14 protein-coding genes are annotated in these 12448 nt (G+C 69.9%); 7 read left to right on the top strand and 7 right to left on the bottom strand.

Annotated features, from left to right (window positions below; translation table 11 throughout):
* The first annotated feature begins 3 nt into the window (after window positions 1-3).
* Both G6N64_RS10720 and G6N64_RS10715 read left to right on the top strand, forming a co-directional pair.
* Window positions 4-168 (top strand): hypothetical protein, encoded by a 165-nt coding sequence (locus G6N64_RS10720; RefSeq protein ID WP_163796870.1) that lies wholly within the window; start codon window positions 4-6, stop codon window positions 166-168.
* On the top strand, window positions 168-1640 hold the full coding sequence (locus tag G6N64_RS10715; RefSeq protein ID WP_163796869.1) for a cytosine permease: 1473 nt from the start codon (window positions 168-170) through the stop codon (window positions 1638-1640). Before G6N64_RS10720 ends, G6N64_RS10715 begins: the two co-directional genes overlap by 1 nt.
* Window positions 1641-1691: 51 nt before the next feature.
* On the opposite strand, the gene nagB is transcribed toward G6N64_RS10715, so the two are convergent.
* Complete coding sequence (gene nagB, locus G6N64_RS10710) at window positions 1692-2459, bottom strand: glucosamine-6-phosphate deaminase (protein ID WP_163796868.1); 768 nt, start codon at window positions 2457-2459, stop codon at window positions 1692-1694.
* A 19-nt stretch (window positions 2460-2478) separates the two neighbouring features.
* Window positions 2479-3690, bottom strand: coding sequence for an ROK family transcriptional regulator (locus tag G6N64_RS10705; protein WP_197748344.1), 1212 nt, complete (start codon window positions 3688-3690; stop codon window positions 2479-2481).
* Between the two features lie 104 nt (window positions 3691-3794).
* Between G6N64_RS10705 and G6N64_RS10700 the strand changes: the two genes are divergently transcribed.
* A complete protein-coding gene (locus G6N64_RS10700; protein ID WP_220100565.1) occupies window positions 3795-5219 on the top strand; it encodes an APC family permease in 1425 nt (474 codons plus the stop codon).
* Between the two features lie 39 nt (window positions 5220-5258).
* Here G6N64_RS10700 and G6N64_RS10695 read toward each other — a convergent pair whose 3' ends face one another.
* Window positions 5259-6560, bottom strand: a complete 1302-nt coding sequence (locus tag G6N64_RS10695; RefSeq protein WP_163796866.1) for a threonine/serine exporter family protein — start codon at window positions 6558-6560, stop codon at window positions 5259-5261.
* 257 nt (window positions 6561-6817) lie between these two features.
* On the opposite strand from G6N64_RS10695, the gene G6N64_RS30045 reads away from it, so the two are divergent.
* Complete coding sequence (locus G6N64_RS30045) at window positions 6818-7312, top strand: hypothetical protein (RefSeq protein ID WP_197748402.1); 495 nt, start codon at window positions 6818-6820, stop codon at window positions 7310-7312.
* A gap of 73 nt (window positions 7313-7385) precedes the next feature.
* On the opposite strand, the gene G6N64_RS10685 is transcribed toward G6N64_RS30045, so the two are convergent.
* The 4 genes from G6N64_RS10685 to G6N64_RS10670 all read right to left on the bottom strand — a co-directional run bounded on the left by G6N64_RS10685 (window position 7386) and on the right by G6N64_RS10670 (window position 9884).
* Window positions 7386-7670: a hypothetical protein gene (locus tag G6N64_RS10685; RefSeq protein WP_163796865.1), complete on the bottom strand. Its 285-nt coding sequence runs from the start codon at window positions 7668-7670 to the stop codon at window positions 7386-7388.
* On the bottom strand, window positions 7664-8011 hold the full coding sequence (locus G6N64_RS10680; RefSeq protein WP_163796864.1) for a hypothetical protein: 348 nt from the start codon (window positions 8009-8011) through the stop codon (window positions 7664-7666). Before G6N64_RS10680 ends, G6N64_RS10685 begins: the two co-directional genes overlap by 7 nt.
* The gene (locus G6N64_RS10675; RefSeq protein ID WP_163796863.1) at window positions 8008-8781 is read right to left on the bottom strand and encodes a PH domain-containing protein; all 774 of its coding nucleotides are present in this window, start codon (window positions 8779-8781) and stop codon (window positions 8008-8010) included. Before G6N64_RS10675 ends, G6N64_RS10680 begins: the two co-directional genes overlap by 4 nt.
* A 113-nt stretch (window positions 8782-8894) precedes the next feature.
* Window positions 8895-9884 carry a DUF3533 domain-containing protein gene (locus G6N64_RS10670; RefSeq protein WP_163796862.1) on the bottom strand — a complete coding sequence of 330 codons (990 nt, stop codon included), beginning with the start codon at window positions 9882-9884 and terminating at the stop codon, window positions 8895-8897.
* Between the two features lie 77 nt (window positions 9885-9961).
* Here G6N64_RS10670 and G6N64_RS10665 point away from each other — a divergent pair, with 77 nt between their 5' ends.
* The 3 genes from G6N64_RS10665 (at window position 9962) to G6N64_RS10655 (ending at window position 12426) form a co-directional block, all read left to right on the top strand.
* A complete protein-coding gene (locus tag G6N64_RS10665; protein ID WP_163796861.1) occupies window positions 9962-10177 on the top strand; it encodes a hypothetical protein in 216 nt (71 codons plus the stop codon).
* A gap of 11 nt (window positions 10178-10188) precedes the next feature.
* A complete protein-coding gene (locus G6N64_RS10660) occupies window positions 10189-11955 on the top strand; it encodes a thiamine pyrophosphate-requiring protein (protein ID WP_163796860.1) in 1767 nt (588 codons plus the stop codon).
* 168 nt (window positions 11956-12123) lie between these two features.
* Window positions 12124-12426, top strand: coding sequence for an ANTAR domain-containing protein (locus G6N64_RS10655; RefSeq protein WP_163796859.1), 303 nt, complete (start codon window positions 12124-12126; stop codon window positions 12424-12426).
* Window positions 12427-12448: the final 22 nt, after the last annotated feature.

The raw sequence follows: 12448 nt of genomic DNA, 5'->3' as shown, positions 1-12448 counted from the left end.
GCGATGGACGACGCCACCTTCGACCGGGAACTCCGGGAACGGCTCGCGCTGATCGACAACCCCGACGGGTCGACGATCGCCGTGCCCGACCTGCCGCTGCGCGACTTCCTGATCGCCGTGATCTCGCTGGCCGTCGCGATCGTCGCGCTGACCTGGTGGGCGTACTGATGACCCATCTCCTGCGCCGCGGCAAGGGCGCGCCGGTCGAGGAGGCCTTCGACGCCACGCTCACCGAACTGCCACTGCTCCCCCGCGAGCGGATCTGGGGATTCTGGCAGCACTCCTGGGTCAACATGGGCCTCGCCGTCGCCACCTGGGCGTTCCTGCAGGGCGCGGCCGTCGCCTACTACGTCGGCGTCGTCCAGGCCATCGCGTCGATCGTCATCGGCTACGGGATCAGCGTGCTGCTGGTCGCGCTCGCGCCGTGCCTGCCGTCGGTGAAATACGGCATCGAGCAGTTCGTCGGGCTGCGCAGCGTCTTCGGCGAGAACGGCGCCCGGCTGGTCATGGTCACCGTCTCCACCGTGCTGGCCGCGGCGTGGTCGGCGGTGCTGGCGATCATGTTCGGCCACGGCCTGGTGACCGTCGCGAACCAGCTCCTCGGCGTCGAACTGTCCGAAACCGGCACCGCCGCCAGCCTTCTCGCCCTAGTGGCGATCATCGTGTCGTGCCTCATCCTGGCCCGCGGGCCCGTCTCGGTCGAGGCGGTCTGCCGGGTCATCGCGCCGATGCTGATGGTGATCCTCGTCGGCATCGTCGTCATCGTCTTCACCAACAACACCTGGTCCGAACTCGCCGCGCTGGAACCGCTGGGCGGCGTCAGCGACGACGGCCATCTCAGCTTCCTCATCGCGATCGAACTGAACATCGCCGGCGGGTTCGCCTGGTGGCCCAACATCGGCAACCTCGCCCGCCTGAGCCGCACCTCGCGGGCGGGCTACTGGCCCAACTGGATGGGCATCTTCGGGGCGTCGGTCATCGCCGCGATCGTCGGTGCGCTGGCGGCGCTGTCGCTGCAGGTCGAGGAACCCACCCAGTGGTTCATCCCGCTCGCCGGCGCCGGCATCGGCGTGGTGGCGCTCGTCATCGTCTGCCTGGCCAACGTCACGGCCATCCTGTCCCAGGGCTACGCGTCGATGGTGGCACTCAAGGGCGGTGGCGGCCGGGTGTTCCGCATGGCCGCGTGGCCGTGGCTGATCGCCGTCATCCTCGGCCCGGCCGCGATCCTCGTCTTCTTCCCCGCCGCCGTCTACGATAACTACGGCCGCTTCCTGTCCTGGGGCGCCATCGTTCTCGCGCCGCTGTGCGCGGTCCAACTGGTCGACTACTTCATCCTGCGGGGGCGCCGACTACACGTGCGCGACCTGTTCCTGCCGTACGGCGAGTCCCGCTACGGCTACTGGAGGGGCGTCAACGTCGCCGCCTTCGTCGCGATCGCGGCCGGCGCGGCGACGTACTCGCTGCTTCTGAACCCGGTGTCGTACGAACCCAGTGCGCTGTTCCGCTACACCACCGCCTCGATCCCCGCCTTCCTCGTCGCCGGGCTGGCGCACTACCTGTTGACGCGACTGGTCGTGCAACCGCTCGGGATGGGCGGGTACGACAGGCAGCCCGACCTGGTTACGCCGAAACTGCGGTGACGTCGACTCTTTCGCTGAAAAGTCGATCTCACCGCAGTCTCGGCGGAGGGGTCAGCGCGGCCGGTTCTCGCGGGCGTAGCGGTAGAAGTCCGCGTTCGTCAGCCGGGCCGCCGCCGCCTCGTCGACGACGACCGTGACGTGCGGGTGCAGCTGCAGGACCGACGCCGGGCAGCTCGCGGTGAGCGGGCCCTCGACCGCCGCGGCGACCGCCTCCGCCTTGTGCCCACCCGTGGCGATCAGCACCAGGTGCCGGGCCGAGCTGATCGTGCCGAGGCCCTGGGTGATGACGTGGCGTGGCACCTCGTCGATGCCGTCGAAGAAGCGGGCGTTGTCCCGGCGGGTCTGCTCGGTCAGCGTCGTCACGCGGGTCCGCGAACCGAGCGACGAGCCCGGTTCGTTGAACCCGATGTGCCCGTTGACGCCGATGCCGAGCAGCTGCACGTCGACCGGCCCCTCGTCGCGGAGCATCGCGTCGTAGCGGTCCGCGGCCGCGAACACGTCGTCGGCCCAACCGTCCGGGCCCTGCACCCGCGCGGGATCGACGTCGACGTGGTCGGTGAACTCCGTACGGATCACGTGCGCGTAGGACTGGGGATGCCCCTTCGGCAGGCCGACGTATTCGTCGAGCAGGAACGCCTGCGCCGCAGCGAAACTCAGCCCCTCCTCGCGATGGCGGCGGATCAGCTCGCGATACACCGACAGCGGTGACGAGCCGGTCGCCAATCCGAGGACGCGGGCGCCGGACCGGACCGCGCGATCGAAGACGTCGGCGACGGTGACGCCGCATGCGGCGTCGTCGGACTCGATGATGACTTCCACTGTTCGCTTCCCCTGAGTGCTACGAGTCGGACCCGGACCGGCCGAGGACGCGGCGATCGAACACCAGGTCCCAGGCCGTGCCCTTGGCGGTGGCGATCGCGCCGACGAGGACGGCGTCGTCCCCCAGGCTTCCTCCGACGATGTCGGGCACCACCGGGATGGTCTGTGCGAGTTCGCGGCGCATCGGCTCGGCGAGCAGGTCGACGTTGCGGCCGATCCCGCCGGCCAGGACGATCAGTCCCGGGTCGAGGACGGCGGTGACCACGGCGACGACGCGCGCCAACGTCGACGCCTCGTCTGCGACGATCGACGCGGCGCGCTCGTCGCCTGCGCGGGCCGCGTCGAACACGGCCTTGGCGGACGGCAAATCGAGGCCGGCGTCGCGTGCCGCCGTCACCACCGCGTCACCGGCGGCCACCACCTCGACCGGACCGGGACGGTGCGCCGCCACCCCCGCCGGCACGCGGCCGTAGGGCAGGTCGGCGATCTCACCGGCGGCACCGTGGGCGCCGCGAAAGAGCCTGCCGTCGAGCAGAATTCCCATGCCGATGCCCGTACCAACGGTCAGGCACGCCACCACGTCGACGCCCTGGGCGGCCCCACGCGCGTGCTCGCCGACCGCGCAGAGATTGGCGTCGTTCTCCACGACGACGGTCGAGCCACCCCGTTCGAGCAGCTCGGTCAGCTCGCCCAGCAGGCCGCGCCGCTCCCAGCCGGGCAGGTTCGGCGAGCGGTGCACGCTGCCGGTCGCGGGGTCAGGGATGCCGGGGGTCCCGAGGACGGTCACCACGATGTCGGCGGCGACGAGTCCCGCCTCGGCGATCGCCCGGTCGACGGCGTCGCCGACGGTGCGGACCAGCGTGGCGCCCGACCTGCTGCGGTTGGGCTGCTCGATGCGCGCGACGACGGCGCCGTCGAGATCGGCGACCGCGACGTGCAGCACGCGACGGCCGATGTCGACGCCGACGATGTGCCCGGCGTCCGGCGCGGAGCGGTAGACGACTGCCGCGCGGCCGGGCCGGTCCGCCCGTCGGCCGATCGCCCGGACCAGACCGTGCTGCTCGAGGTCCAGGAGTGCCTGTCCCACGGTCGGTTTGGAGAGTCCCGTGCGGGTGGCGATCTCCGGGCGCGTGGCCTCGCCGTGGTCGCGCAGGCGGTCGAGCACCAGGCGTTGGTTGAGCGCACGCATTCCGGCCGGAGTTCCCGCCTGCGGTGTCGTACGACCGTCCACGTGGCACCTCCCGTCACTCGTCTCCCGATTTACCCGTGAACTCTCGCACACCCGGTCGACATATGTTAAGAAACTTTCCTAACAAACTATTGAGGAGGTGCGTCGTGGCCACACCACCGACGAACGCCAGCACGTCGACGCAGCCGTCGCTCGAACGCCAGATCGGCCCGCTGCAGGCCACCGCGATCAACATGACGCAGATGTGCGGCATCGGACCGTTCGTCACCATCCCCGCGATGGTGGCCACGATCGGTGGACCGGAGGCGATGTTCGGCTGGGTCATCGGCGCCATCCTCGCGCTGGCCGACGGGCTCATCTGGGCCGAACTCGGCGCAGCCATGCCCGGCGCCGGCGGTACCTACATCTACCTCCGCGAGGCATTCCAGTACCGGACCGGCCGGCTCATGCCGTTCCTGTTCGTCTGGAGCGCAGTGTTGTTCATCCCGCTGATCATGTCGACCGGCATCATCGGACTGGTCCAGTACCTCGGCTACCTGATCCCCGGCGTCTCCGGCGACGGCGGGAACACCGCGCTGGGCAAGGTGATCGGCATCGGCATCACGCTGCTCATCATGGTCGCGCTGTTCCGCAAGATCGGCCAGATCGGCAAGCTCACCACGGTGCTGTTCGCCGTCATGCTGGTCGCGGCACTCAGCACCATCGTCGCGGCGTTCAGCCACTTCAGCGCCGCACAGGCATTCGCCTTCACGCCAGGCGCTTTCGGCAGCCACGGCACGTTCTGGGCTGGTCTCGGCGCCGGGCTCATCATCTCCGTCTACGACTACCTCGGGTACAACACCACGGCCTACCTCGGTGCCGAGATGCGCGACCCCGGCCGCACCATCCCCCGGTCGATCGTGCTGTCGATCGTCGGCATCATGAGCCTGTACTTCCTGCTGCAGGTCGGCGTGCTCGGCTCGCTGCCGCTCGACGAGGTGAAGTCCGCGACGTCGGTGGCGTCGTCGGTGCTCGAGCAGGCCTGGGGCTCGACGGCCGCCCAGGTGATCACCGGCCTGATCGTCGTCGCCGCCATCGGCTCGGTGTTCGCCGGACTGCTCGGCGGGTCCCGCGTGCCCTACGAGGCCGCGCGCGACAAGGTGTTCCTGCCGGTGTTCGCCAAGCTGCACCCGCGGCTGAACCTGCCCACCGCCGGCGTGCTCGCGATGGGCGCGATCACGATGATCGGCTCACTGTTCACGTTGACCACCATGATCAACGCGGCCGTCGCAACGCTCGTCATCATCCAGTCGCTGGCGCAGGTCGCCGCGATCGTCGTGCTACGCCGGCGTCAGCCCGATCTCGTCCGGCCGTACCGGCAGCTCCTCTACCCGGTGCCGACGATCATCGCGCTGATCGGCTGGGTGTACATCTACGTCTCCGCGGAGTGGCTGTCGATCGGCCTGTCACTGGGATGGATCGCCATCGGCTGCGTCGCGTTCCTGATCTACGCGAAGGCGGAGCGCACCTGGCCGTTCGGCCCGAAGGAGATCACCGAGACGTTCGTCGAGACGGCGCGGCCGCTGTCCTGAGGTCCGCGCCTGCGGTGAGGTCTCGGCGCCGACCCGATCTCACCGCAGGTTCGGTGTGCGCCGGAGGAGGCCGTCGATCGTCGCGAAGACGCTCCACCCGATCAGGGTGCCGAGCGCGATCGAGAAGATCGCAGCCACCGCGGTGCCGAGCGTGAGGACGTCGCCCTCGCCGGCCACGGCTTCACCGAGAGTCTCGAAGCTCAGCGCGCCGGGCACCAGCGCCCAGAACGCCGCCAGCATCATCACGTCGGCCGGTGGGGACGTCTTGATCCGCGACGCGAGCGCGGCGAACGGCACGACGAGGAACGCCCCGATCGCGCCGGAGTGCGTGGGCGACAAGAACAGTCCGCCCAGTTTCTGCCCGATCAGTGCGACCCCGACGGCGAGGATCAACCACACGAACGACCCCTTGGGCGCCGAGAGGTAGACGTACAACCCGACGGCGATCACCAGGATGGCGACGTAGAGCGACCAGCTGCCCATCTGCGCCGACGGCTGCTGCGGCGCCAGATCGTCGCCGAGGTGGATGCCCAAGCCCACGCCGAAGACCAGCAGACCGAGCTGCGTGACGCCGTAGATCAACCGGGTGGCGCCGCTCATCATCTGGCCGCTCGCCAGTTCCATCGCGCCGATGGTCAACGCCAGGCCCGGCAGGATCGCGACCAGCGGCGGACTGATCACCCGCAGCAGGCCGTCGTTGGCGGCGTCGGCCACGAACCCGGTCGCGAGCAGGGTCACGACGGCCGCAGCAAACGTGGGGAGGACGGGGTTGAGCGTCGGGAACGGCCGGCCGAGCATCACGATGGCGCCGACCACGGCGCCAAGGAACACGTAACCCCAGAGCGACGCCCACGTGGGGTTGATGACCATCCCGAAGCCGACGGTGGTGACCGTGTACCCGACGACCGTGGTCACCGGCCCGAAACGGGGTGGCATGGCACGGGCGGCGGCGGCCTCCCGTGCGGCGTCGACGGCGGTGATGGCGCCGACCTCGGCGAGTTCGGCGATCGCGTCGACGCGGCCCGCGAGGTTGAGCTGCGTGGTCGGGCGGACCACCGTCTCCACCTCGTAGGCCACCGTGCCGACCTGCACCACCAGCGCCGTCGGGAACGCGACGATGCGGACCTTCTCGCTGGTGTAGTTCCTGGCGATGTTCTGCAGCCGGGCTTCCACCTGGTGGGTCGGCTGTTCGCACTCGATGAGGGCGATGCCGAGTTCGCGCAGCATGGCGGCCACGGCGGCCTCGTCGTCGACCTGCCCGTGGGTCAGCGCCGACGGGACTTCCTTGCGAATGGATCGCAGGAGCCGCCGCGGGCGACCGGGCCGCTCGTCGTCGCTCATGCCTGCGATTGTGTCGTGTGCGCGGCCGCGTCGGGCGTTCGGGAGGGGTCATCGCCGTCGCGGGAGGCATGTGAGGCCGGCGGCCGTCAACGATCGATGACGCTTCCCAGCCTCGTGCCGCCGTCCTCGCGCCAATGATGTCCGGGATGTGACGGAGTTCGGTTCAGCGAGGACGCCCGTTTGGTTCTTCGTCGATATGGCTAACTCAGCGTCCGGACCGACCGACCTGGGTCGCGAACGTGGAATGGAGTCAAACGGTGAAGGTGTCTCAGTTCTTGGCCGGCGCTGCCGTCGTCGGCGGCATGACCGCCGGCGCCCTCGGGTTGGGAGGGGTCGCCTCCGCGGAGCCGACACCCCCGCCGCCCCCGCCGCCCGGCGAGATGGCGCCGCCTCCGGGTGAGATGCCGCCGCCCCCGCCCGGTGGGATGAAGCCGCCCCCGCCGCCCCCGGGTGACGAGATGAAGCCGCCACCGCCCCCCGGTGAGCGGATGGCTCCTCCCCCGCCGCCGCCCGGCGGCATGAAGCCTCCGCCGCCGCCCCCGGGTGGACCCATGGCCCCGCCGCCACCCCCGCCGGGCGCGCCGGCCGAGTACGGCGCTCCGCCCGCCGGGCCGAACGTCGGACCGCCGCCCCCGTACGCGCCGCCGAAGCCGGTCGACCCGTCGTGGGCCGCGGGCAACCCGCAGGTGTGGGACAAGGGCTGGAACCACTGGGGCGTTTGGATCAACGACGTCTTCGTTCCGACCTACTGAGTCAACTCGACGCGAACGGCCGCCGCAGGTGCACTCCTGCGGCGGCCGTTTCGCCGTTGTTGCGCTTACACATTCACAGGAGGAACAGCAGCGGTAGGCAGACGATCAGCGTCGCGGGAACAGTCAGACAGCCAATCAACATCCCGCGTCCCACCTGCTGCTGCCGACGACCGCCGGCCAGCAGGAACGCCGCGGCGATCACGACGACCAACACCGGCGGAATCAGCACGATCGACAGGTAGATCCACGGCACCAGTGCCCACGACAGCACTCCCAGGACCAGACTGGTGACGAGGACGGCGACGACGCTGGCCGGTCCATAACGCGTCGGCGGGCTGCCCTCGTCAGGAGCTACCACCCGAGGATCCAGACGCCGTAGACACTCGCGCCGATCGCGACGACGACGCACGAGCCCGCGAGAGACACTGCGAGACCGTGCAATCGAGAACTCCGAGACCGGACGAGGAGGACCGCGAGAACCGCCGACACCAGCAGGGCGGTGACGGCGGCGATCGCGATCTGCACGGCTCCGATGACGAGGAACGGCGGCCGGCCCAGCACCCACGACACGGTCAGCCCGACTCCCAACACCACCTGAACGACGAACGGCGTCGCCCACGTCGCCCAGCGCCACGCGTCGTCGTCGAGGTCACGTAGCCATGACTTGGCCCTACTCGCAGAGGGATTGGGTACGGTCACTCACCCACCTCGACCTCGAAGCGCCCATGCCGCAGGCGATCCAGCGCACGCGCGTCAACGAGTTCCGCGCGATCCTGGGGGTGACGCCAGTAGTGCCGGATCATCCAGTAGAGGCCGCCGCCGGGGACGTAGCTCGTCAGACCGTTGAGCACCAGGCGTCGGTCGTCCCGCAATTCGAGAGTCGCCACCGCGTGTGCGCGCTTGTCGGCCGTGTCCGTCAGATCCTCGACGTCCGCCCAGGCCGCGAAGGTGGTCGTCAGGATGTCGGCGTACTCCACCCCCGACGGACCGACTCGCAGGTAGCCGATGCCCCGGCGACGTACCCCGCTGACGATCCCCCCGATGAGGGTGACCACCGCGAACGCCATCACGATCGGCGAGAACAGTTGGAAGCCGCGCGACATCGGCAGGTCGAGGCGTCCGCTCGGCACCAGGATCACGTACAGGAGTCCGGCCGGGACGAACAGCACACAGCCGATGGCGAGGAGGACGACCGTCCGAATGTCGCTGCGGAACATGGTGCCGTCGGCGTGGACCGTCACGCGCAGCGACGTCGGCACGGCTGCCCGCCACGCGGCTGCCACGACGGCGAGAAGGAGCGGCGCGACCCACCCGACGATCACGAAAGCGGTCAGGTAGCTGCCGCGTGAGGCCGCCTGAACGCCGGCGTACCCGATGAATCCGAAGACGGGCACGGCGACGACGAACGCCCAGAGCAGACGCCGATTCGCCTTCCATCCGGGTGGCTTCGCAAGGGGCTGCACGGTCACGCGGCGGCCTGCCTCGCGAGCAGCATCTCCGGATCCACCAGCACACGCGCCCCCTCAGACGGTCGTCCCCGCCCATTCTGGTGCACGGCGCGCACGCCGGGGCGCGCCAATCCCTACCGCTCGGCCGGCGACTTCCCCAGCCGGCGGGACACCACGACGAGCACCGTGGTCGTCACGATGAGCCAGCCACTGAGCACGAGGTACGGCAGCAGCCGCTGGTGGTCGGGAAAGTACGTCGCCGAGTGCAGCGCCGACACCGTCGCGCCGCTGGGCAGCGCATGGTTGAGGAACGCGAACGGCTGCGGCAGCAGCGACGCCGACACCGCACCGCCGGACGACGTGTTGCCGAGCAGGATGAACGTCAACCAGGTCGGGATGATCGCCCAGCGGTGCATCAGCACCAGCATCGTCGAGTTGAACATCGCCGCCACCGCCACCTGCAGCGACAGCAGCGCCCACAGTTGGACGAACGGCGTCTGCAGCGAGTGCAGCACCGACCCGGCGATCAGGGCGAGGGCCAGGCCGCCCAGCACCGTCAGGACGCCGACGCACACCAGCCACTTGCCCAGCGTCAGCGTCTTGACGTTGGCGCGCAGCTGGAACATCGTGACGAACCCGAGGATGGTCGCGGCGATCACGACGTAGAACGTCGCGAGCCCGGCCGGGTCCTCGGGCGGGAGCGGGTGCAGGTCGACCACCTGCAACCGGTAGGACTGCGGGACCTTCTGATCGAGCTGCGTCAGTGCCCGTGATGCGGACGGGTCGCTCGCGCTGGACACCAGCAGCTGCGGCGGCGAGGCATCCGCGTCGATGATCGCCGTGACCCGCTGGCTGTCGATCGCCTCGATGGCGTCCGCACGCGACGGATACGTGCGCATGTCGAATTCGTGTTCGCGGACCTCTAATTCGGCCAGCAGTTCTGCCGAGGGCTGCCCGACCACGCCGACCGGCAGGTGGTGTGGGAACGGCCGGCCCAGCGCGATCGTGTACGCCGCGGCGAACGCCGACGTCATGAGGATCGCGATCGTCAGCACCGTCGCGACCTTGCGCCACTCCAACGGCACGGCCCGCAGCCGGCTCAGCACCGAGCCCGACGTCGCCATGAGCGCCAAAGCTACCCGTACCCGACTGGCCGAAACGACGGGCGGTTCGACATCGCCAGCCCGGGTAGCCCCCGCCCATGACCGATCCCGATGACACCCAGGACTACCAGGAGCGGCTCGCGGGCGAGCAAGCCAGCGAGATGCCCCTCGACGAGATGACCGACGACGTCGGCGCTCCCAACTCCGACCTGCCCGGCCGCGGCGAGATCTCCGGCGAGAACGAACCCGGCCCGACGCAGACCGTCGGGCAGAGCGACGCCCCGGTCACCGGCACCGACACCCAGTCGGGCTGAGAGGAGCGGACATGCCACAGCTCGTCGCCGACGCCATCGTCGAACGCCTACGGGACTGGGGTGCCACCCGCGTCTTCGGCTACGCCGGAGACGGCATCAACTCCCTCCTCGGTGCGATGCAACGCGCGGACGGCCCCGAGTACGTCTCCACCCGGCACGAGGAGCACGCCGCGTTCTCCGCCTGCGGCCACGCCAAGTACACCGGCGAGGTCGGCGTCTGCCTGGCCACCCAGGGGCCCGGCGCGATCCACCTGCTCGCCGGCCTCTACGACGCCAAGCTCGACCGACGGCCGGTGGTCGCGATCGTCGGCCAGGTCGTGAGCACGGCGCTGGGCAGCGGCTACCTCCAGGAGGTCGACCTCCACACCCTCTTCAAGGACGTGTGCGGGCAGTACGTTCAAACCGTCTTCGCGCCCGAGCAGGCACTCACCGCGCTCGACAACGCCATGCGGACGGCCATCGCGACGCAGACCCCGACCTGCCTGATCATCCCCCACGACGTCCAGCAGGCCGAGATGCCCGAGCAGACGCCGCACACCCACGGCGTCGTGCCGTCGACGGCCATCTCCGCGCGGCCGCGAATCACCGCGCCCGAGTCGCAGATCCGCGCGGCGGCCGACGTCCTGAACGCGGGCAGCAAGGTGGCCCTGCTGGTCGGCCGCGGCGCCGCCGGGTGCGGCGAGCAGATCGCCGACGTCGTCGACGCTCTCGGCGCGGGGGTGACCGTATCGCTGCTGGGCAAGCCGGTGCTCGACGAGACCCAGCCGTGGCACACCGGGGTGATGGGGCACCTCGGCACCACGGCCAGCGCACACCTGATGGCAGAGTGCGACACGCTGCTCATCGTCGGATCGAACGACCCGTGGACGGAGTTCTACCCCGCTCCCGGCCAGGCCCGGGCGGTCCAGATCGACGTCGAGCCGAAGGTGCTGGGCGCGAAGTACCCGGTCGACGTCGCCGTCAGTGGTGATGCGCAACAGGCACTCTCGGACCTTCTTCCCATGCTGTCGCGGTCGACCGACCGGACCTGGGAGCAGCAGGTGCACGACTGGACCTCGCAGTGGCACCGGATCGCCGACGATCGGTGCGGCGCCGAGTCCGTCAACGCCAACCCCGAGTTCGTCGTGCGTGAACTGTCGCAACACCTTCCGGGCAATGCACGCGTCGCGATCGACGTCGGCTCGTCGGTCTACTGGTACGCGCGCCACCTGCGTCTGCCGCCGGAGGTGCCCGCACACGTCTCTGCCTACCTGGCCTCGATGGGATGTGCGCTGCCCTACGGCATCGCCGCCAAACTGGATGCGCCCGACCGGCCGGTCGTCGCGCTCGTCGGGGACGGCGCCATGCAGATGGCCGGTCTCCCCGAACTGATCACGATCGCCGACCGGTGGCAGCAGTGGGCCGACCCGCGTTTCGTCGTGCTGGTGCTGCACAACGGTGACCTCGCCGAAGTGTCTTGGGAGCAGAGGGAAATGGAGAACAACCCGCGCTTCGACAGGTCGCAGGACGTGCCGGCGTTCCCATACGCCGCCTACGCGGAGATGCTCGGCCTCGGCTCCGTCCGAATCACCTCGTCCGATCAGGCGACCGAGGCCTGGAAGCAGGCGTTCGCCGCCGACCGGCCGTTCGTGATCGAGGCGGTCACCGATCCGGCCACGCCGTTGCTGCCGCCGTTGATGCCCGAGTCGAAGGTCGAGGCGATGAACGAGGCCATCGCGCAAGAGGACGGCGGCGACGCGATCCGCCAACGTGTCGACGCGCAGCAGGCCGCGGAGTAGCTGCGCTCGTGGCACCGCTGTGACTCTTCTGTCAGACGCCGCAGGTTCCCTCCCACGGCGCCAGGTGCCAGGTATCAAGGTGTTCAGGCATCAGGGCAACACGGTGGCGTGGAACGCGCGGGGCCGGGTATGTGGACGCCGAAACCCGAGACAGAGCAGGAGACGACGGTGTTGGAACAGTGGACCCGGGTGGGTGCGACGGGGGACGACGCGGTGGCACGACGCACGCTGGATCGCGCCGAGGGCGTGCTGATGGGTGTTCTCGGATATGACTCCGCCGCAGCCTTCATGGAGTTGGTCGTCACCGCCCGAGACGCGGGTCTGCGCCTGACGGCGATCTCCGGCGCACTGCTGGACGTCGCGTCGGGGCACGACGGCACCACCGGCGCCCACGACGTGGTACGCGAACGGTGGGGGCGACTGCTACCCGGACGCTCCGGATCGCTGACGGAGGCCGGCGCGCCGGGCTGATCGCGAACAGACGTGAACTCCC

The organism is Mycolicibacterium sediminis (assembly GCF_010731735.1).
Taxonomy (GTDB): domain Bacteria; phylum Actinomycetota; class Actinomycetes; order Mycobacteriales; family Mycobacteriaceae; genus Mycobacterium; species Mycobacterium sediminis.
This window is presented reverse-complemented; position numbering and strand designations above follow the sequence as displayed.